Source organism: [Zimmermannella] bifida NBRC 103089, from assembly GCF_001570925.1.
GTDB classification, from domain to species: Bacteria; Actinomycetota; Actinomycetes; order Actinomycetales; family Microbacteriaceae; genus Gulosibacter; species Gulosibacter bifidus.
The window spans coordinates 56,817-77,858 of sequence record NZ_BCSP01000002.1; the positions used below are offsets into that span (position 1 = coordinate 56,817).

Annotated in this window: 19 protein-coding genes; 14 read left to right on the plus strand and 5 right to left on the minus strand. The window is 62.0% G+C overall.

What is annotated here, in order from left to right; translation table 11 throughout:
- Window positions 1-16: 16 nt before the first annotated feature.
- The 10 genes from leuC (at window position 17) to ZBI01S_RS02440 (ending at window position 11,031) form a co-directional block, all read left to right on the plus strand.
- Complete coding sequence (gene leuC / locus ZBI01S_RS02395; protein ID WP_066055842.1) at window positions 17-1,471, plus strand: 3-isopropylmalate dehydratase large subunit; 1,455 nt, start codon at window positions 17-19, stop codon at window positions 1,469-1,471.
- On the plus strand, window positions 1,471-2,124 hold the full coding sequence (leuD, locus tag ZBI01S_RS02400) for a 3-isopropylmalate dehydratase small subunit (protein WP_066055845.1): 654 nt from the start codon (window positions 1,471-1,473) through the stop codon (window positions 2,122-2,124). The genes leuC and leuD overlap by 1 nt, the downstream gene beginning before the upstream one ends.
- Complete coding sequence (gene murA, locus ZBI01S_RS02405; protein ID WP_066055849.1) at window positions 2,124-3,494, plus strand: UDP-N-acetylglucosamine 1-carboxyvinyltransferase; 1,371 nt, start codon at window positions 2,124-2,126, stop codon at window positions 3,492-3,494. The genes leuD and murA overlap by 1 nt, the downstream gene beginning before the upstream one ends.
- Window positions 3,495-3,497: 3 nt before the next feature.
- Entirely contained in the window at window positions 3,498-4,337 is an 840-nt protein-coding gene (locus ZBI01S_RS02410) for a lysophospholipid acyltransferase family protein (RefSeq protein ID WP_066055852.1), read from the plus strand.
- Window positions 4,334-5,344 carry an NAD(P)H-dependent glycerol-3-phosphate dehydrogenase gene (locus ZBI01S_RS02415; RefSeq protein ID WP_066055856.1) on the plus strand — a complete coding sequence of 337 codons (1,011 nt, stop codon included), beginning with the start codon at window positions 4,334-4,336 and terminating at the stop codon, window positions 5,342-5,344. The genes ZBI01S_RS02410 and ZBI01S_RS02415 overlap by 4 nt, the downstream gene beginning before the upstream one ends.
- Complete coding sequence (locus ZBI01S_RS02420; protein ID WP_066055859.1) at window positions 5,341-6,447, plus strand: D-alanine--D-alanine ligase family protein; 1,107 nt, start codon at window positions 5,341-5,343, stop codon at window positions 6,445-6,447. Before ZBI01S_RS02415 ends, ZBI01S_RS02420 begins: the two co-directional genes overlap by 4 nt.
- Before the next feature lie 269 nt (window positions 6,448-6,716).
- A complete protein-coding gene (locus ZBI01S_RS02425; RefSeq protein WP_066055861.1) occupies window positions 6,717-8,315 on the plus strand; it encodes an amidohydrolase in 1,599 nt (532 codons plus the stop codon).
- Window positions 8,315-9,274 (plus strand): ABC transporter substrate-binding protein, encoded by a 960-nt coding sequence (locus ZBI01S_RS02430; RefSeq protein WP_066055864.1) that lies wholly within the window; start codon window positions 8,315-8,317, stop codon window positions 9,272-9,274. Before ZBI01S_RS02425 ends, ZBI01S_RS02430 begins: the two co-directional genes overlap by 1 nt.
- Window positions 9,275-9,307: 33 nt before the next feature.
- Window positions 9,308-10,255: an amino acid ABC transporter permease gene (locus ZBI01S_RS02435; RefSeq protein WP_066055867.1), complete on the plus strand. Its 948-nt coding sequence runs from the start codon at window positions 9,308-9,310 to the stop codon at window positions 10,253-10,255.
- A gap of 2 nt (window positions 10,256-10,257) precedes the next feature.
- Window positions 10,258-11,031: an amino acid ABC transporter ATP-binding protein gene (locus ZBI01S_RS02440; protein ID WP_066055870.1), complete on the plus strand. Its 774-nt coding sequence runs from the start codon at window positions 10,258-10,260 to the stop codon at window positions 11,029-11,031.
- Window positions 11,032-11,159: 128 nt separating this feature from the next.
- Here the strand turns inward: ZBI01S_RS02440 and ZBI01S_RS02445 are convergent, their stop codons facing one another.
- The 4 genes from ZBI01S_RS02445 to ZBI01S_RS02460 form a co-directional block, all read right to left on the minus strand.
- Complete coding sequence (locus tag ZBI01S_RS02445) at window positions 11,160-11,636, minus strand: hypothetical protein (RefSeq protein WP_066055873.1); 477 nt, start codon at window positions 11,634-11,636, stop codon at window positions 11,160-11,162.
- 8 nt (window positions 11,637-11,644) lie between these two features.
- Window positions 11,645-13,603, minus strand: a complete 1,959-nt coding sequence (locus ZBI01S_RS02450) for an alpha/beta hydrolase (RefSeq protein WP_066055876.1) — start codon at window positions 13,601-13,603, stop codon at window positions 11,645-11,647.
- An 11-nt stretch (window positions 13,604-13,614) separates the two neighbouring features.
- Window positions 13,615-13,935 (minus strand): hypothetical protein, encoded by a 321-nt coding sequence (locus ZBI01S_RS02455; RefSeq protein ID WP_066055879.1) that lies wholly within the window; start codon window positions 13,933-13,935, stop codon window positions 13,615-13,617.
- Window positions 13,936-14,022: 87 nt separating this feature from the next.
- On the minus strand, window positions 14,023-14,478 hold the full coding sequence (locus tag ZBI01S_RS02460; protein ID WP_066056370.1) for a DUF3515 domain-containing protein: 456 nt from the start codon (window positions 14,476-14,478) through the stop codon (window positions 14,023-14,025).
- A 103-nt stretch (window positions 14,479-14,581) separates the two neighbouring features.
- Between ZBI01S_RS02460 and ZBI01S_RS02465 the strand changes: the two genes are divergently transcribed.
- The gene (locus ZBI01S_RS02465) at window positions 14,582-15,607 is read left to right on the plus strand and encodes a thiamine-phosphate kinase (protein ID WP_245610514.1); all 1,026 of its coding nucleotides are present in this window, start codon (window positions 14,582-14,584) and stop codon (window positions 15,605-15,607) included.
- On the opposite strand, the gene rsmD is transcribed toward ZBI01S_RS02465, so the two are convergent.
- Window positions 15,571-16,152: a 16S rRNA (guanine(966)-N(2))-methyltransferase RsmD gene (gene rsmD / locus ZBI01S_RS02470; protein ID WP_066055885.1), complete on the minus strand. Its 582-nt coding sequence runs from the start codon at window positions 16,150-16,152 to the stop codon at window positions 15,571-15,573. The two genes, ZBI01S_RS02465 and rsmD, sit on opposite strands and share 37 nt — an antisense overlap.
- A gap of 96 nt (window positions 16,153-16,248) precedes the next feature.
- Between rsmD and ZBI01S_RS02475 the strand changes: the two genes are divergently transcribed.
- Genes ZBI01S_RS02475 through ZBI01S_RS02485 form a run of 3 tightly spaced genes read left to right on the plus strand, consistent with a single transcriptional unit; the run spans window position 16,249 to window position 21,008 of the window.
- Window positions 16,249-17,220, plus strand: a complete 972-nt coding sequence (locus ZBI01S_RS02475) for an AAA family ATPase (protein WP_066056372.1) — start codon at window positions 16,249-16,251, stop codon at window positions 17,218-17,220.
- Entirely contained in the window at window positions 17,221-18,498 is a 1,278-nt protein-coding gene (locus tag ZBI01S_RS02480) for a DUF58 domain-containing protein (protein WP_066055887.1), read from the plus strand. It begins immediately after the preceding gene.
- Window positions 18,495-21,008: a transglutaminase TgpA family protein gene (locus ZBI01S_RS02485; protein WP_066055890.1), complete on the plus strand. Its 2,514-nt coding sequence runs from the start codon at window positions 18,495-18,497 to the stop codon at window positions 21,006-21,008. The genes ZBI01S_RS02480 and ZBI01S_RS02485 overlap by 4 nt, the downstream gene beginning before the upstream one ends.
- Window positions 21,009-21,042: the final 34 nt, after the last annotated feature.

The window sequence follows — 21,042 nt, forward strand, 5'->3', positions numbered from 1 at the left end:
TGTAGGAAGACCTCGAATGACTACTGAACAACCAGCGGCTGCAGCGCCGAAAACGTTGGCCGAAAAAGTGTGGGATGCACACGTCGTCACCCGTGGCGAGAGCGGAAATCCCGACCTGCTCTACATCGACCTCCACATCATGCATGAGGTCACCAGCCCGCAGGCGTTTGACGGGCTTCGTCAGGCAGGACGCCAGGTGCGCCGCCTCGAGCAGACGATCGCGACCGAGGACCACAACACTCCGACGGTGAACATCCTCAACACCATCGCCGACGAAACCTCGCGCACGCAGATTGACACGCTGCGCCGCAACGCCAAGGAGTTTGGTGTGCGACTGCACTCGCTCGGCGACCGCGAACAGGGCATCGTGCACGTCGTGGGCCCGCAGCTCGGCCTGACCATGCCGGGCATCACCGTTGTCTGCGGTGACTCGCACACTTCGACGCACGGCGCGTTCGGCGCTATGGCGTTCGGTATCGGTACCAGTGAAGTTGAGCACGTGCTGGCCACGTCGACGCTACCGTTGAAGCCCTTCAAGACCATGGCGGTCAATGTTGAGGGCACGCTGCGCGAAGGCGTTACGGCCAAGGACATCATTCTTGCGGTCATCGCCAAGATTGGCACCGGTGGCGGTGCCGGCTACGTGCTGGAATACCGCGGCTCCGCAATTCGTTCCCTCTCGATGGAGGGACGCATGACCATTTGCAATATGTCGATTGAAGCGGGTGCACGCGCCGGTATGGTCGCGCCCGACGAGACGACATTCGAGTACCTCAAGGGTCGTCCGCACGCACCACAGGGCGACCTGTGGGACGAAGCCGTCGACTACTGGCGCACGCTGCCAACCGACGAAGGTGCATCCTTCGACGCCGAAATTCACATTGACGCGGATGCGCTTGAGCCGTTCGTGACCTGGGGCACGAACCCCGGTCAGGGGCTGCCGCTGTCGCACAACGTGCCGTCGCCTGAAGACTTTGCCGACCCTAACGACCGCGCCGCCGCCGAGCGCGCGCTCGAGTACATGGACCTGACGCCGGGTACCCCGCTCAAAGACGTCAAGGTCGACACCGTGTTCATGGGTTCGTGCACCAACTCGCGCATCGAAGACCTGCGCGCGTTCGCGAGCATCATCGAAGGCCGTAAGAAGGCTGACGGGATGCGTGTCCTGGTCGTTCCTGGCTCTGCCCGCGTGCGTCTGCAGGCCGAAGCCGAAGGCATCGACAAGATCGTCACCGACTTTGGTGGCGAATGGCGATTTGCTGGCTGCTCCATGTGCCTGGGGATGAACCCCGACCAGCTCGCACCGGGCGAACGGTGCGCATCCACTTCGAACCGAAACTTTGAAGGTCGCCAGGGCAAAGGTGGCCGTACGCACCTCGTCTCGCCCGTCGTTGCTGCAGCAACTGCCGTTCGCGGCACGCTGTCGAGCCCGAGCGATCTGAACGACAACACCGCGGAGGTCGCAGCGTAATGGAAGCCATCACCACCGTCACTGGCGTTGCAGTACCGCTGCAGCGTTCGAACATCGACACCGACCAGATCATCCCGGCCGTCTACCTCAAGCGTGTCACCAAGACCGGCTTTGAAGACGCGCTCTTCGCCAGCTGGCGACAGGATGACTCGTTCGTGCTGAACCAGCCCGCGTACGAGGGTGCCACGGTGCTGTTTCCTGGACCAGACTTCGGTACCGGTTCGAGCCGCGAACACGCCGTGTGGGCGCTGCGCGACTACGGCTTCCGCGCCGTTATCGGTTCCCGCTTCGGCGAGATCTTCCGCGGTAACGCGGGCAAGCAGGGCCTGCTGGTTGGCGTCATCACCGAAGCCGAGGTCCAAGAAATCTGGGCGACGCTTGAAGCAAACCCGGGGATGCAGGTCACGGTTGACCTCGAATCGCGCACGGTAACCGTTGGCGATGCTTCATATGCGTTCGAAATCGACGATTACACTCGTTGGCGGCTCATGGAAGGCCTCGACGATATTGCGCTGACGCTTCGTGATGAAACTGCAATCGATGACTTTGAAGCAACTCGCCCGGGTTGGATGCCGAAAACGCTGCCAGCTTTGGGAGACTCTGAGCCTGGGACAATCATCCCGGTCACAACCACCTCTGGAGGGACCCGCTAGTGAGCACGCTGACGGAGGACGCCGCACGCTTCGCGAAGTTCTCAGGCCTTGAAGCCGACACCATCACCTTTAACGGCGGGCAACCGTTGAACGGTCGCGTATTGGTGCGCGGGGCCAAGAACTTCGTAACCAAGGCGATGGTGGCAGCCCTCCTGGGCGATTCGCCGAGTGTGCTGCGCAACGTGCCGGACATCTCGGATGTCCGCATCGTTGCAGGTCTGCTCGGCGTTCACGGCGTAACCATCTCGCACAATGTTGAAACCGGTGAAGTACACCTTGACCCGACCAAGGTCAAGAGCGCGCACATGGCCGAAATCAACGCGCACGCCGGCTCCAGCCGCATCCCGATTCTGTTCTGCGGCCCGCTGCTGCACCAGCTTGGCGAAGCGTTCATCCCAGACCTCGGTGGTTGCCGCATCGGTGATCGTCCGATCGACTTCCACCTTTCGGCGCTGCGCTCGTTCGGTGCCGTCGTTGACAAGCTGCCTGAGGGTATCCACCTGACCGCACCAAACGGTCTGCTTGGCGCCAAGATCACGCTCGACTACCCATCCGTCGGCGCCACCGAACAGGTGCTGCTGACCGCGGTTCGCGCGCAGGGACTCACCGAGCTCTCGAACGCCGCGATCGAGCCCGAGATCATGGACCTCATCAACGTGCTGCAGAAGATGGGCGCCATCATCTCGGTCGACGCCGACCGCGTCATTCGCATTGAGGGTGTTCCCAACCTGCACGGCTACGACCACAAGTCAATCTTCGACCGCAACGAAGCCGCCAGCTGGGCTGCTGCCGCGCTCGCGACGCAGGGCGACATCTTTGTTGAAGGTGCCCGCCAGCCAGAGATGCTGACCTTCTTGAACGTCTTCCGCAAGGCCGGCGGCAAGTTCGAGATTCACGACGACGGTATTCGCTTCTTCCACCCGGGCGAGAGTCTCAGCCCGGTGGTGATTGAAACGGATGTGCACCCTGGCTTCATGACCGACTGGCAGCAGCCGCTCGTGGTCGCGTTGACTCAAGCAACCGGTGTCTCGATCGTGCACGAGACCGTGTACGAACAGCGCTTCGGCTTCACCGAAGCCCTCGTGAAGATGGGTGCCACTATCGAGCTCCACCGCGAATGCCTCGGTGGTCAGAAGTGCCGTTTCGGGCAGCAAAACTTCGTGCACTCGGCCGTCATCTCGGGTCCGTCAAAACTCACCGGTGCCGATATCGAAGTACCCGACCTGCGAGGCGGATTCAGCCACCTCATCGCCGCGTTGATGGCGAAGGGACACTCGCGCGTGTCGAACGTGGGCATCATTGCTCGCGGATACGAGAACTTCCTCGCCAAGCTGCGCACGCTGGGCGCCGAATTCGAAGTCGAGAACTAGCACATGGCCGCACCGAGCACATCGGAAGGCGCCTCTCGTAAGCGAACGGTGTATCCGGAGCGCCGCAAGCCCTCGTTCTTTTGGCTGCTGGCACCAATAGCGCTGCCGGCGATGGGCCTGTTATTCAAGTACGACATTAAGGGTTCGTTGCCGCCAACCGGTCCGGTCATCCTGTGCGGAAACCACTACTCCGACCTCGACCCCGTGGCTAACGGCGTTGGTGTTTGGAAGCTTGGCCGCATGCCGCGGTTTATGGCGAAGGCCTCGCTGTTCAAGGTGCCGGTCCTCGGCTGGGTGATGCGTGCCAGCGGGCAGATTCCCGTGGAACGCGAGCGCGGCGCGAACCGTAGCGGTGCCATGAGCGCCGCCCAGCAACTCATCGCTGCCGACGGGCTCGTCATCATTTACCCCGAGGGCACGCTCACGCGCGAACCCGACTACTGGCCAATGCGCGGTAAGTCGGGTGCGGTGCGCCTGGCCCTGGAGCACAACATTCCCATCATTCCGATGGCGTCGTGGGGTGCTCAGGAAGTCATGCCGCGCTTCGAGAAGAAGTTCCGGTTCCGATTCCGTACGCCCCTGCACATTCGGGTTGGGGATCCGGTCGACCTATCGGCGTGGCAGGGCAAGCACGCGTCCCGTACCGCAAACCAGGAAGCGACCGAAGCTGTCATGCGCGAGATCACCGCGCTCTTGGAAACTATTCGTGGTGGTACGGCGCCAGCCGAACTGTATGATCCGGTAGCGCACGGTGAAACAGAATTCGGCATGCCAACCGGGGCCGCGAAACCGTCGGCCTCACGACGCAAGCGCTTCGGGAAACGGACCAAGGACAGTAAATGAGCGGGATTGCCGTAGTCGGCGGCGGTAACTGGGGAACCACATTCGCCAAGGTGCTTGCTGACGGCGGGCATGACGTGACGCTCGCGGTGCGCCGGGCCGAGATGGCCGAAGAGATCAACGACGCGCACCGCAACACCGCGTACCTTCCGGGGATTAACCTGCCCGACCGCATCCGCGCCACAACCGACCTGCGCGAAGCGATTACGGACACGGATTACGTGTTTCTTTCGGTGCCGGCGCAGTCGTGCCGTGAAAACCTCGAGGAGATTCGCCCGCTGCTCTCGGATTCGGCCGCCGTCATTAGCCTGATGAAGGGCGTTGAACGCTCGACCGGTAAGCGCATGAGCGAAGTTATTGCTGAAGTTGCTGCGATCGGTAGCGACCGGGTGGCAGTTGCCAGTGGCCCGAATATCGCACTCGAAATCGCGCAGGGCCAGCCGACCGCGATCCTGGTTGCGAGCGAATCCGATGACCTCGCGATGCGCGTTGCCCGAATCGCGCGCTGTTCGTACCTGCGATCGTTCGTCAGTAACGATGTCATCGGTACCGAGTTCGGTGGTGTACTGAAGAACCTCATCGCCATCGCCATTGGTATCGCGGACGGTGTTGGCTTCGGTGAGAACACCAAAGCTTCGATCATGACCCGTGGCCTGGCGGAGATCACCGAGTTCGCCGAAGCGCTTGGCGCGCACCGCGACACGATGATGGGGCTCGCCGGTATGGGCGACCTGATTGCCACGTGTATGTCGCCACTGTCACGAAACTTTACGGCCGGACGCCTGCTTGGCCAGGGATACAGCTATGTTGACGTGAACAGTCGAATGCAGCAGACCGCGGAAGGTTTGCGGTCGGTCGATTCGATTCTTGAAATTGCCAGCGAAGAGGGCGTACCCATGCCCATCGTGCAACAGATCGCCGCGGTGCTCGACGGCCGGATGCATCCGACCGAGCTTGCGCCACACCTTGCCACAGACGACGACGAAAACCCGAAGGGTGAAACTGCATGACCGAAACAACGAACCGGACGCGCGTAATGGTGTGCTTTGGTGGTCGCTCGAGCGAGCACCAGATCTCGTGCGCGACGGCGGCGGGCGTGCTCAACGCGATCAACCGCGACAAGTTTGAGGTGATTCCGGTTGGTATCACGCGTCAGGGACAGTGGGTACTCGAAGAAGACCGCCCCGAAAAGTTCCGTCTCGACCCCGAAAACATGCCCGAGGTCGTCGACAATGGCACGCGCATCCTGCTGCCCGATGCGGTAACCCACCGCGAAGTACGCGTCATTCGTGACGGCGAAATTTCGTCGCTCGGTGAGATCGACATTGTGTTCCCGCTGCTGCACGGCCCCTACGGCGAAGACGGCACCGTGCAGGGGATGCTCGAACTCGTTGGTCTGCCGTTCGTCGGTTCCGGCGTGCTCGCCAGCGCCGCCGGTATGGACAAGCACTACACGAAGCTGGTGCTCGCCTCGGCTGGCGTGCGCGTGGCGCCAGGCCTCACCGTGCAGCAACACGACTGGGAGACCGCACACGATGACGTCACCGCGAAGATCTTCGACACCTGCGACTTCCCAATGTTTGTGAAGCCCGCCCGTGCCGGTTCTTCAGTTGGGGTGTCCAAGGTCAAGGCAGCGGCCGAGCTTGATGAAGCGATGCGCGTTGCGTTTGCCGAAGACGATCACGTGCTGATCGAAACCGGGATCGACGGTCGCGAACTTGAGGTCGCGGTACTCGAATCGCGCCCGGGGGAGCGAGCCCGCGCATCCGTGGCCGGTGAAATTGTGATGGAACGCGGCGAGTTCTACGACTTCGAGTCGAAGTACCTCGATGCCTCGGCTGCGCGACTGACTTGCCCGGCTGATCTCACCGACGCTGAACTTGCCGAAATGCAGGAACTCGCGATCCGCTCATTCGAAGCGCTCGGCTGCTCGAGCCTCTCGCGCGTGGACTTCTTCTTGGACGCCGACGGCTTCTTGGTCAACGAGATCAACACGATGCCCGGGTTCACACCAATCTCGATGTTCCCGCGCTGCTGGGCCGAAACTGGCCTGGAATACCCCGAACTCATTACCGAATTGATCGAGGTCGCGCTGGCACACGCCAAGCGCTAGCGGATGCATCCGGTCGCGAAGATGTGACTGGAATACTGCAAAATTTGTTGCCTGAGAAGGCTGCTATCGACATATATGTTTCAGAGGCGTTCTCAGGCAACAATTCTTTCCCGCGGTGGCCCGCGAGCGGAATGCACGGGCGAGCGACAACAGCCTGGACACGATTTAGGCTGGGAATTTCCCGCAGTTGCCATTTATGAACGGGATACACTAACGGCACCGCCGTACAAGAACGTGCGGAGACAAGCAACGACGCTTTCGGGAGCAACATGACATCAGCAACGGTGTTCACCCACGCTCGCATCTACGCGCGCGTTAATCAGCCGCCAACTTCTGGCGGCATCGCGGTCCAAGACGGCAAGGTCATCGCCGTCGGTGACCTTGACCACTGTCGTGCGGCAGCCGGTGCGGATGCGGCGACGGTCGCGCTCTCGGGTGCCGCGGTATTCCCCGGGTTCCATGATGCCCACATCCACACGGGCGCACTGGCGCTGCAATTTGATGCGCCGGATGTAAGCGAAGCGACTTCGTTGACGGAGGCTCTGGCACTGCTCGCGCGCTGGGCCGACGCACACCCGGGCGACGGGTGGGTTGTCGGCGGGCGTTGGGACGCAAACGAATGGGGCGAGGGCGAAACGCTGCACCGTGAACTGCTCGATGAGATTTTCGGCGACCGTCCGGTCGTGCTCAATACGGTGGATGCGCACTCGGTTTGCGCGAGTTCGCGGGCTCTCGAGATTGCCGGCATCACCGCGGATACTGAAGCAGCACCCGGCTCGGTCATCGAACGGGATGCCGACGGACAGCTCAACGGCATCCTGCGTGAAAATGCGAGTGACAGCATCCGCGCCATCGCCAACCGCCAGCTGCTCGCCGACGCCGCCGACCTGCTTGCGGGAGTGCAGCGCCACCTGCACGCGCGAGGAATCACCGCGATCACCGACTTCGATGGTGAAGAGGTGCGTCAGGGGTTCACCGCGCTGGCCGCAGCCGGAAAGCTGCGTCTGCGCGTGCGCAAGGGGATTCCCATGGGCGAGCTGGATCGCGCCATTGCCGAGGGGCGAACATCGGGTGACGGCGACGATTGGCTGATCACCGGCCCGGTCAAGCTGTTCAGCGACGGCGCGCTCGGCTCGCACACCGCGCTGATGCACGAGGGTTACGAAGGCGACCGTTGCAATTGCGGTGTCGAAGTGATCAGCGTGCCAAACCTCACCGAGACGGTGGAGCGCGCGAACTCGAACGGAATTGCCGTTGCCACCCATGCGATTGGTGACCGCGCGAATACCAACGTGCTCGATGCGTACGAAGCCACGAAGGATTGCACCCGCGCTAACGACCTCCACAACAGCATCGAACATGCCCAGCACCTCGCACCGCGCGACATCGAACGGTTCTACGAGCTGCAGGTGACCGCATCCATGCAACCAATTCACTGCACGGGTGATTTTCCGCTCAGCGTCAACCTGCTCGGCGAACGCGACACCCTCCACTACCCGTGGTGCACGCTACGCAAGGCGGGCGTACGGGTTGCATTCGGCTCAGATGGGCCGATCGAGCCTGTGGAACCGATGTACGGCATCCACGCTGCCGTGACCCGGCAACGTCGCGACAACGAACCTGCCGGCGGGCGCGAACCGAGCGAGCGGCTGCCACTCGACCAAGCGCTGCTGGCCTACACCGAAGCGCCCGCATCGATGGATGAGCGCGAAGCTGTGCGAGGACGCATCGAACCGGGCGCCTATGCCGACTTCGTGGCCCTCAACGCCGACCCGTACGACACCCATCCCGCCGACCTATGGAAGCTCGGCGTCACCGAAACGATCGTCGCGGGTGAACCCGTGTACCGAACCGAAGGAGCAGCGTAATGAGCTGGATTCGACGCGCGGGCGTGCTTGCCACCACCGCCGCACTGACCGTGTCACTCACCGGATGCGGCGGCCAATGGCTGTGGGAAGTTGAAGAACAAAAGCACGTCGATCTTGCCGATGTCCAATACTGGCCAGTGCCCGGAGAAGAGCGCGCCAAGGACGTGATTGAAGCGATTGAGCCAGATGCCGATATCAACGCCATGGTGCCCGACGAATACCGCGGTCGCGCGGTCAAATGGACCACCTCGGTCGGGTATCCGCCGATGGAGATGTACGCCTCAAACGGCAAAGACATCATCGGTGTGGATGCGGCGATCAGCCAGGCGGTCATGCGCCGGATGGGGCTCGAGATGTCGATCGAGAACCAGGAATTCAACTCACAGATCCCGGGCATCATGTCGGGCCGCTACGACGTGGTGATCAGCTCGATGACCGACAACGAAGAGCGTCGTCAAACAACCACCTTCGTTGACTACGTGCAGGCGGGTAACGCCTTCTTGGTGCCGAAGGGCAACCCCGACGGTGTGAACGAACCGATGGATCTGTGCGGTAAGACCATCGCAGTTGTTGACGCCGGTTCGAGCGCCGCCGTCGTCGAAGAGTTCTCGAAGGGCTGCACCGAAGCGGGAAAGCCGGAATACAAGATCCTGCCGTTTGAGGGTGACCAGAACGTCAACCTGGCGCTCAAGAGCGGCCGCGCCGACGCCACCGTCACCGACTATCCAGTCGCGCAATGGCACGCATCCAAGCCCGAAAACAACATGACCTCGGTGCCGATCGAAGGCGGCGAGAGCATCTGGGGCATCGGTCTCGGTAATGACGACCCAGAGTTCGCGAAGGCCATGCAGGCGTCGCTGCAGTCACTCATCGACGACGGAACCTACGCCGAGATCCTCAAGGCCTGGGACGTCGAAAACATGGCGATCGACAGCGCCACCATCAACGGCGGCGAATAGCCCGTCCCGACACCCAACGATTGGAAACCACTCATGTCGCAACGACGGACAACGCCGTTCGTAGCTGAAGACGGAGCCGAGATCGGTATCGCCCGCCGTCACCACCCGATGCGGTGGGTGATTGGCGCCATCGCCCTCGGCATCGCCATCTGGATCCTGAGCATCGTGCTCTTCAACCCGAAGATCCACTGGAACGAAGTCGGCAAGTACCTCTTCGACGAACGCATTCTCGCGGGTATTTGGGTCACCATCATCATCAGTATCGTGGCGACGGTGCTCGGCCTCGTGCTCGGTGTGGTCATCGCCGTGATGAAGCTCTCGCACAACCCCGTGCTCAAATGGCTTGCCGAAGGGTACATCTGGTTCTTCCGCGGCACACCCGTGCTCGTGCAACTGATCTTCTGGTTCAACCTGGCATTCCTGCTGCCGTACATCACCATCCAAATTCCGTGGACTCTCATCGGCTATCGCTGGGACACAAACGTCCTCATCGCCGGCAACACCGCGGCCGTGCTCGGACTGGGCCTCAACCTCGCCGCCTACTTTGCCGAAACCGTGCGTGCAGGCATCCTGGCCATCGACACCGGTCAGACCGAAGCCGCGCTCGCGGGTGGAATGACCCGCAGCCAAGCAATGCGCCTGGTGGTGCTGCCACAGGCCCTGCGCATCATCATTCCGCCCACCGCCAACGAGTTCATCTCGATGCTCAAGACCACATCGCTCATCGTGGTTGTGGCCGGCAACGACCTCATGACCGAAGCCAGCAAGATCTACAAGCAGAACAACATGATCATCGAGCTGCTGATCGTGGCGAGCATCTGGTACATGGTGATGACCGCGATCGCGACGTACTTCCAATCGTTGCTCGAGAAGCGATTCGGTAAGGATCGCGTGCGACAAATGAAGCCGGGAAGCACCCAAAGTCGCATTCTGAATCTCGCAACTGGCAGCATCCGGTTGCCGAACCGTCAGGGGAAGTAAACATGAACGAGACGAATACGCCACTGGTGCGGGCGCGAGGCGTTCGCAAGTCGTTTGGCGACGTCGAGGTGCTCAAAGGCATCGACTTTGAAGTGGCACGCGGCGAAGTCAGCGTGATCATCGGGCCGTCGGGCTCGGGCAAATCGACGTTCTTGCGTGCCATGAACGGTCTCGAGACGATCGATGCCGGCAGCCTGAAGGTGTGCGGCGACGAGGTCGGTTACACGTTTGCGGATGGCCGAGCGCACGAGTGGACTGACAAGCGTTTTGCGCAGTTCCGTTCGAAGATCGGCATGGTGTTTCAGCGGTTCAACCTGTACTCGCACATGGACGCGATGGAAAACGTGGCGCTGAGCCTGATCCACGTCAAGGGGATGAAGGCGAAGGATGCGCACGAAATCGCGCGCGAAGAGCTGGCGCGGGTTGGTCTTGCCGATCACGCGACGAAGCGGCCGCATCAGCTTTCGGGCGGTCAACAACAGCGCGTGGCGATTGCGCGGGCGCTGGCATTGAAGCCCGAGTTGATGCTCTTTGATGAGCCGACCTCGGCGCTTGACCCGGAGCTGGTGGGAGAGGTGCTGCAGATCATGAAGCAGCTCGCGGCCGAGGGCATGACGATGGTTGTGGTCACGCACGAGATCGGGTTCGCGCGTGAGGTGGGGGACTCGCTGGCGTTCTTTGACCAGGGCGTTGTGGTTGAGAAGCGCGCGCCGCGTGAGCTGTTGACCGAGACCTCGTCGATCCGCATCAAGAACTTCTTGGATGCGGTGAAGTAGGCGCGGTTCGACCTCGCAGCGGGCCGAACCGGCAAGAATTGTTGCCTGAGCGGGCCTCCAACGACATATGTGTGTCGGAGGTGCGCTCAGGCAACAATATTTTTCGGGCGTGGATGCGGCGGCTGGGTCTAGTCTTCGAGTTCTGCGAGCTGTTCGGGCGTGAGCAGCGGGCGTTTGCCCGAGGTTGCGGTGAATCCGGTGTGACTGCCGTCCTTGACGGTTGCCCAGACGTAGCCGCCGTTGGCGCTATCGATCCAGATGAAATGCGTGAGCCCTGGGGACTCGTTGACGATCTCGCAGTGGTCATAACCAATTTTGGGAAACAGCGCTTCCCCCATGCGCTCCACCATGGCGTGGGGGAGCGCTGCTGTCCTCATCGGTGAAGTCCGGTACTCACCGGTTTCGGAAGCTGGCATGAGCTGCAATTGGTGCCGGGGTGCTGTGCTGAGCGGCGCCCAAGTGGTGCCACCTTGGTCCTCAAGGTCTGAGATGAATGTGTCGATGATCGGAATGACCGTCTTGCTATAGTGCGCAGTCGTCTCCCGTTCTGCAAAAGGGCTGGTGTATTCGCGTTCTAATAGCAGCGCGACGGCAATTTCGTTCAACGATCCACTTACTTTCTGTCTTTATCTACGACGACGCCGGCAAGGTCGTCAATAATTGGAGAGCGAACGGTGCCGCGCAAATCGTTTTGCTTTCCTTGTTGCTCGCCATCCCAGGTGAATTGGTCAGGATTATTTGGGTTTGGCAGGTAAGCGCCATGCTCGCTAATAGGATTGACCCTGCTAATAGGATTGACGAAGTCGAAGGCTTGTTTTAGCAGGCCGGGCTTGTTTTCTGTGCCGCCGGTTACCGTAAGGGATGCATCATCGGAAAGCTCGTTGATGCCGTCCATGTCGGAAGGGTTGATACCAAACTCATCTGCGTAGTCCGAAGCGCCTGAGATGTCCACATTGTATTTGGGGTGTCGCCCGGTCGTATCGGTCTCGATCTTAATGTCGTCCTTCGTGGCATTGAGGATGTCAGCGCCAAGAGCGATGTTGCCGCCGATGCCTTGGATCGCATCTTTAGACGGGACCGCCGATACGTGGGCGGTGCCACTGTCGAGATTGTATTCTCTGATATCGCTGGCGCCAGCTCCAGGCGAACCAAACATGGCGAGGTCGTCAACGACATCATTGTCAACCTGTGTTGCGGCCATTCCAGCGGTCGTTGAGCCATAGGAATGTCCCATGAGCGTCATGTGGGGCTCGGGGTTTGTAGCGTTGTAGGCTCGCGACGCGCTGACACCTTCGAGGAAGTTGGTGAGATTCCCAGCGCCTTCGCGAGCACGTGCCGTTGGATCAGCGACGTCGCCTGCGAGTTCGAGAGTTGTTGGTGGCTCGTAATCGAGATATGTGATGGTTGCAATATCCGACTTGTCAATGCCGTGGTTTGCGGCGGCTACATTTCGTAGATTCTCGTTTGCATCTACGTATCCAAAGAAGTTCTCATCAATATCGGTGTTCATTCCGGGGACGAACGTATTGATATACGCCGCATTGTCGATGTCGCCGGTCGCGACAATTGCACGATCTATTTCAATACCGTCTTTATCGAGTGCGTAGTACAGTAGTGAAGTATCGGACCGACTGTTAAGTTCATCCTTGAACTTCGTCACGCTGTCCCGATGCCTAACAGCATCGTTATATTTCTCGATTGATCCGAACTCTTCCGCAGCTAGCTCTTCGAATCGTTGATATGCGAGCCCGGCTTGGTAAGGGTTTCCGTTACGTTCATGCTCTTGAGCCGTCAAGAGCGCATCGTGGGCAGCCGAGTTATCAAGCCGTTCCCTGGCCATGCGAATCTGATTATCCAGGCTCAATCGCGCCGCTTTATCTCTGGACGCCCCATCGATACCATCAAGTCCCATAATGAGGTCCGGATCCTCGGCGATCAGTCGGTCTTTTTCGTCCTGTGACAGCGCGCTCCACGCGGCTGCAGCTTCCTTTGGGGTCATCGACGCGTTGATAGGACCACTTGCTGACATGGAAGGTTCGATATCGCCCGCTTCAACTGAACTCAGCGACGCAGAGTAGCCGGTATCGACGCGCCGAGCGTCATCGAGTACCGCGTGCGTGCGTTGTTCCAGTGCGCTGCGTTGTCTCTCGGCTTCCATCGATTCCGCCATATACAACTCTGGAAAATTCGGTAGATACGCCTCAATACGTGCAAGCCGTCCTGGAGATACCGAAACGTTTCCAGCGCCACCTTCAATGACAAGTTCTTGCACCGATGCGGTTTGTTCGCAAGCTTCTGCATCCTGCTTGCAACATTCAACGCCTTCTTGTGCCGTACTGGTCGCCTCGATCGCGTACGTGAGCGATGCTTCAACCTTGGCGAGTTCGCCAACGCGGTGGCTGAACCAAGACTTCATCTTTCGAACAGTGTCGCCGTCTGAAGCGATGGCACCGCTTGCGCCATTCAGCTGAATGCTGGCATTCAAAACGTTGGCGCGGTTTGTCTTCAGCTCCATGCCGGCTCGATCGAGTTCCGAGGCCCGCCACATGAGGATGTTGCTCCAAGTAACCATCGCGATACTCCTTAATAGCCTCGGTAGTTCGAGTCAACCGGCGCGTCCTTGTACGTACCAGCGCTCGTGACGTCAGTGTCTTGGAACTCGGCATCGGTCACGCGGACGTTGCCAGCGTCGCCCTCGATGGCATCTGCAGATTTGATCAGGGTCGCGTCCAGCACTTCGCCTGCGGCACTTGCGGCAGCCCCAGATTGTGCACCGGGCATACCTGACGCAACAGCAGCCAGCGCAGACGCATTCTTCTGAGCATCGCTCACAAGCCCGGCGATCGCATCAAGCGCACCTGCGAGGCCCTCGAGATCGCCATCGACAATGAGCGTTTCATCCACCGCAATACCTCCGCTGAGAATCGATTCCTCGAGAGCGTAGGTAGGGCAGGAAACGTCTACCTGAGAGCGAATTACTGGGCTGGCACCCTAGTTTGCCGACCCCGAAGCAGTCGGTGCCGCCGAGTCGGTTGGCGCAGGCGTTGCACCTTCGAGCTCAAGCAGGTCATCGGCGCCGACGCAGGCACCGGTCTTCGGCAGGTAGTTCACGGCCTCGCCCAGGTCGGTGAGCGCCGTCATGCCAGAAACGCCAGACTCCGCATCAATAACCACCTCAACTGCAGGAGTGCGGCCGTAGGTTGTGTAGCGGTAGCGCGGTGCCTCAGAAGGGTCTTCGATCCAGTCAACATCGTTGATCGAAATGCAGCGGTCGGTGGTCGGCGGGGGAGACGGCACTCCGCAACGAAGCAACACGGCCGAGGGATTGCCCCACGCACCCGTGGCCTGCGCGTTCGTGTGCCGAGTGCCCAGGCCCGCAACTGTCTCGGGCAACCGCACCGATACCTCGGCGCATTCCGGAGCGGGCGCATCCTTTGCCGGCTGCATCGGCACCACAGGACCAGAACACGCGCACAACAGCAACGCTGCGGCCGCAACAGACAACAAACGCACAGAACGAGACATGGTCTACTCAGGGTATCGTGACCGCGTGGTTTCTATTGGCGACATCGGCGAGCGCGCGCTGCTTTCTCGCATTCTCGAACGAATGCCAACCGGGCGCGAACACACCCTGCTCGGCCCCGGCGATGACGCCGCGATCCTTGCCGCCCCCGACAATCGCACCGTCATCAGCACCGACACCCTCATCGAAGGCCCGGATTTCCGCCTCGACTGGTCGACACCGCAGCAGCTCGGGCACAAAGCCATCGTCGTCAACCTCGCCGATATCGCCGCCATGGGCGCCCGCCCAACTGGTCTCGTCGTCGCCCTTGCGGCACCCGCCGACACCGAAGTCGCATTTCTCGAATCACTCGCATCCGGCATGGCCGATGCGCTGCAACGGCAGGCACCCGACATCGGGATCGTCGGCGGCGACCTCGCAACCGCCCCGCAACTCGTCATCGCGGTCACCGTTTTCGGCACCCTCGATGGCGCCGCACCAGTGACCCGCAGCGGTGCGAACCCGGGCGACATCGTCGCCATCGCGGGCGCCATGGGACACGCTGCCGCGGGGCTCGACCTCTGTTTTGGTGGGGCACTGCAGGCGGGCGCACCAGCATTGCCTGCCGCCCAGCGGCAATTGATCGAACACCAATTGGCACCCAACCCGCCCATTGACGCGGGCGTGACGGCACGCATCCACGGTGCCACCGCCATGCTCGACGTTTCTGACGGTCTGCTGCTGGATGCACACCGGCTCGCGCAGGCAAGCGGCGTCACACTCGACTTGCGACCGGCGCGCTGGCGCGACGAAACACTCGCCCTGGCTGCCAAACGCGGCTGCAGCAACGAAGAAGCGCTCGCATTCGAACTCAACGGGGGAGAAGACCACGCGCTCTTGGCGACATTCCCCGCCACTGTCGACGACGCGCCAACGAGCCTACCCGTACCGTTTCGGCAGATCGGTGTTGTGCAACAGTCCGCAGACGCACCGGTCACCGTCGACGGGGCAGCAGCACCAGCAACTGGCTGGGACCCCTACGCGGCCGCGTCGACCGGGACGACTTCGAGGTAGCTGAGTCGCGTTTCGCCGTAGTCACGCTCGCGCCACAGCGCGTACCCCTGCGGCAGCGTCATTGGCGTCGTGCGCGTTGACCGCTCCACGACAACGACCGAATCTTCGTGCAATCGTGGATGCAGTAGGGCAAGATCCCCCTCAAGGATCTCGGTCGCGAGGTCGTACGGCGGGTCAAGAAACACGAGGTCGAACGTGCCGATCGCGTTCGCGAGCCAGGTGCGAACCGACGTGTTCACCACCGAAGTCTGCGGCAGTGGATCACTGCAGCGCACCACAACTTTGGACGCATTCGCGCGTGCAAGCCGCGCTGCCTGCGCCGACTGCTCAACCATGACGAGCGACTCCGCACCACGCGAAACCGCCTCAAGCCCCAGCGCCCCAGAACCGGCATAGCAGTCGAGTACGCGCGCATCCGAGAAATCAAACGTCGACTCGAGCGACGAAAACAGTGCTTCGCGCACTTTGTCGCTCGTTGGACGCGTACCACGAGCGGGCACCTCGAGGTAGGTGGATGCGGCGGCTCCGGCAATGATTCGCGTCATAGTGTCGATGCTAATCGTGCAAGCGGCGTGGTGGCAGTGATCGTCCCGTGAACCGCATTCGGACAATCCCGCCACATGCATGGAAAGATGGCAGGTATGACTGACCGCACAGACTCGTCGAACCAGCTCTTCCAGAACGCCGCACACCTGCGTCAGGCCGTGGGCAGCGTCGTTGTTGGAAAGTCCGAGCAGGTGAAGATCGCCGTCACGGTGCTCCTTGCCGGCGGACACCTGCTGATGGAGGACGTACCCGGTGTCGGTAAGACCGTGCTGGCGAAGACGCTCGCCCGCGCGATGGACACGCGCGTGAACCGCATCCAGTTCACCCCCGACATGCTGCCGAGCGACGTAACCGGCGTGGCCATCTACGACCAGGGCAACGGCAAGTTCGACTTCCAGCCCGGCCCGATCTTCGCGAATGTGGTCATCGGCGACGAGATTAACCGTGCGTCGCCAAAGACGCAGTCGGCGCTGCTTGAGTGCATGGAAGAACGCCAAGTTTCGGTCGACGGTGAAACCCACCGCCTGCCCGACCCATTCACCGTATTTGCCACGCAGAACCCTGCCGAGATGGAAGGCACCTACCCGCTTCCCGAGGCGCAGCGCGACCGATTCATGGCGCGCATCTCGATGGGCTACCCCGACCGCGAGGCCGAGCTGTCGATGCTCGAATCGCGTGACGGTGCCGACCCGCTGAATGCGCTGCGTCCGGTGCTCTCGGCGGATGACGTTCGCGCGATGATTCTGCAGGTGCAGCAGGTGTTCGTAGCCCCGAGCATTAAGCGGTACGTTGTCGACCTCGCCCGCGCGACCCGCGAGCATCCAGCCGTTCGCGTTGGTGTGAGCCCACGTGCTTCGCTGCAGCTCTTGCGCGCTGCCAAGGCCGCGGCAGCAATTGCCGGCCGTGGCTACGTCGTACCCGACGATGTCCAGCAGCTGCTCAAGCCAGTGTTTGCGCACCGACTCGTACTCGGCAACCGCGGTGGCCGACAGCAGCATGGCTACACCGAAGCTGAGCGGGTTGTCGAAGAGATCACCGCACAGGTGCCCGCACCGACGGGAGCGTAAGTGCACTCCCAGACGCTCGATTCGTCTGACCTCAACGGACGCCCAATTCGCCTCACCCGCCGCGGTGTGGCGCTGCTCATTGCCGGATGCGTCGTGGCGGTTGCCGGTGAAGTGCTCGGCAGCACCGAGCTGCGGTTTTTCGGTCTCGCCATGCTCGCGCTGCCGCTGGTGATGGTGCTGCTGAAATGCATCGTGCCGCCGCGGCTCGAAGTTACGCGCACTGTGTACCCGACGACGGTCGCCGCAGGCGATCGCCTGCGCGTGGTCACCGAGCTGCGAAACACGTCAGTCTTTGGCGTTGAACCGAGCTCGTACGCCGACATTGTCACCGGTGCCGACCGGAGCCACGTGGGCGGTGTGCTGCCCGCAATCGCGACCCGCATGCATCCCCGTGAAGGCCGTCGACGCCGCCGCATTGCCTATAGCTTGAACCGGATGCGTCGCGGTGTTCGGCAGGTTGGCCCATTGCTGTACGAAAACATCGACGGTTTGGGTTTGACCCGTCGCGTGCACCGACTCGGCGAGATCACCCCGATCGAGGTGTGGCCGCAGGTGCACGATGTGGATGCGTTTGAAATTCCGGCATTGCGATCGGGCCGCGAGATTGAAGTTTCGCTCGGCCGCGGCGGCGAGGCCGACGACGTCATCACCCGCGAATATCGCCACGGTGACCCGCTGCGACGCGTGCACTGGAAAGCGACCGCGCGTTCTGGAGAGCTGCGGATCCGCCAGGAAGAACACCACTCCGAAGCCGTCGGCATGCTGATTCTCGACACGAGCGACTGCGGTGATGTCTTGCATGACGACGCGTTCGAGCTGAGCGTGTCGGTTGCCGCGTCGGTGATCACTCGATTGCACGCGCTCGGTTTCGACACCGAACTCTGCGGAACCCAAGAAACCGAAGACATTGAGGGCGACAGCCTCGAGGATCTGCGGGTAACCGCAACCGCACCGCTCGACTTGCTCATGCGCAAACTGATGCTGTTGCACTGGGCGAAACCGGATGCATCCTCGCAAGTCGACGCGATCGAAGCGCGAGTCGCTCGCACCGGTAACGGGCCACTGGTCTACGTTGGGCGCGGCTTCGACGACGAAGCCATCGAGCTTGCTGGCTACGGCAACCCCGCGATCGCCGTGATCTGCGCCGACTCGCCAAACTTCGACGAAGCAAACGAAGCTGCCTACGCCTTCCAACAGGCGGGCTGGGACGTCATCGTGATGAATGCCGCCGCGCGCGACCCGTGGGCGAAACTGCGCCGAATGGAGGCAAGCGCATGAGCGTGCAATCCATGCTGAATCCTCGGCGCGACACCGTGCTCAAACGCGTGGCCGCAGACTCGGTTCGCACCGGTTCGTGGCCGCTGAGCATCGGCATCATCGTCTTTTTTGCGGCAGCCATCGCGTTGGCCATGCCGCTGGTCAGCGACGAAAGCTGGTATCTGGCCTCGCTCGGTACGGTTGCGGCCGTGACGCTGGGCGCACAGGCCGTTCGCCAGCTCACCGGAAATCACGGACTCGCTGCGCTCGGCGGTGTGCTCGCGTTGGTGATCGCCGTGACCGTCGTTGCTGCACCCGCTTCGATGCCGGATGCGCTGACCGCGATTGGCGTGCGGGCGGCAGAATTCGGGCAGCAGTTCGCGAGCGACCAACCGCCACTGCGCGGTACCGTCGCGGTCTCAACCGTGATGGCGGCGTTGAGCGGTGCCCTCGCGGTACTTGCCGATATCTGCGCGCTGGCGTGGCGCCGCATCCTGCTGGTGCCACTCACCACCGTGCCGCTGGTGATCTTGCCGGTGCTGATGGGCCTGCCTCCGGTGGATTGGTGGCTGTGGGTCGCGGCAGTCGCGGCGCTCGTGCTGCTGATCTACTTGGGCAACCGGTTGATTCTGCGCGGCGATGACGAAGCCCGCACCTCAGCGGGATTCACTGCCGATGGGCGCCGTCTGGGCGGTATCTCGGGCGCGATTACCGGCGGTATCGCGGCGATTGCTGCGGTCGGGCTTGTTGGCAGCCTGCTGCCGCCAAGCTCCGGCGCGCTGTGGAACGCCATTGGCGGCGGACAAATCTTGTCGACCACCCGCGTCAACCCGATCATCGACCTCGGGGATGACCTTCGCCGCGGTGCACCCACCGACGTGCTGCGCTACGCGACTTCAATTCCCGAAGGCAAGCTGCCCTACATTTCGCTGACTTCGCTCACCAAGCTGGAATCCGGCACCGAATGGCAACCCGACGAGTTTCGCGGCATGCCCATCGACGGCAATGGCACCCTGCCCAAACCGCAATCGCTCGAGCACGCGACCAACCTGCAGCAGGTGAACTATCACTTCGTGATGGATGCGGGCGTCAGCCCCTACCTGCCGAAGATCGGCGTACCGAGCGGTGTGCAGGGCGTTACCGGCAATTACCAGCGCGACGAACGCACCGGCGATATTCGCGAGACGCGCAACGAAGCCCTCGCGCAGAGTTTCCAATCGGAGTCGTTGCTGGCACAGCCATCGCCCGAAGAAATTGCGGCGGCAACGGCTGAGGTTCCCGAGTCGATGCGGCCGTATCTTGAGCTGCCTGACGACCAGGCGCTCGAGTCGATCCGCGCGGCAATGAACGAAGTCGTCGACCCGAACGCAACGCCGTTCCAACAGGCACAGCAATTGCAGCAGTGGATGGCCGGGGGCGCGTTTACGTACTCGGAGCACGCTCCCGTTTCGGGCGGCTACGACGGCACGAGCCTCGATGTTGTGGCGCAGTTCTTGCAGTACCGCAGCGGCTACTGCGTGCACTTTGCGAGTGCCATGGCCGTGATGGGACGCATGCTCAACATCCCCACGCGGGTGCAGGTCGGGTTCACTCCCGGAACGCCCGAAGGCGTCAACGAAATCGGTCAGACCATCTACGTCGTCACCACCGATGACCTGCATGCCTGGGCTGAGTACTGGGTGCCCGGCTACGGCTGGGTGCCGATGGAAACGACGCCGAGTTCGGCGCTGAACCAGCAGGAAGTCGCACCGGCTCCAGACACGCAGCCAACGCAATCGCTGCCCGAAGAGCAGCCGACGCCGACCCCAACGCCACCGACCACGCCCACCCCAACGCCAGAAGGTGGCGACCGTGGCGGCACCCCAACGCCGACCGCCGAACCGCAACTCGAACGCGAAGCCGGTGGCCTTTCGCCCGAAACCATGCGCATCCTCGGCATCATGTTTGCCGTGGCGGCCGTGGTCGCGCTCTTGATGCTGATCGCCGGGGCACCGGCCATGCTGCGCGCGAATACGCGACGTTCACGTCGCCAGCATGTCTCTTCTGGTGACGCGATGGCCGCGACATCGGCTGCGTGGCACGAGGTCTTGGACACCGCAAAGGACTACGGGGCGAGCGTACCCACCGGCGGCACCACCAAAAAGCAGCTGCGAGCGCTGGCGGTGCACTTCGAATGGGCGCCCGGAACCGAGAACTACGAGGCTGCCAGCCAACTCGGCACCGCCTACGACGCCGCCTGGTTCGGTAACCCGGATGCACCCGAAACCGTTTCGGTGCGGTGGGATGCGGTTGCCGGTTTGCGTGACTCGATGCGGGAGGCGACACCGGCGGCGGTTCGCCGACGTGCACGCTGGCTTCCGAGGTCGCTCGTCGAACGCCTACGCGCCAACCATGCCACCAAGCGCGCGGGGAAGCAGGCCGCAGGCGTTGACGGGGCACAGGCTAGCGGACCGGCCGCGGACTCAGCCTTGATGTCGGGCGCCGGAACTGGGGGAGCGGACGACGCATTCCGCCCTGGAGCCGGACAGTGACTGAAGCATCGCCGGCACACGCGGCGGGAGCGGT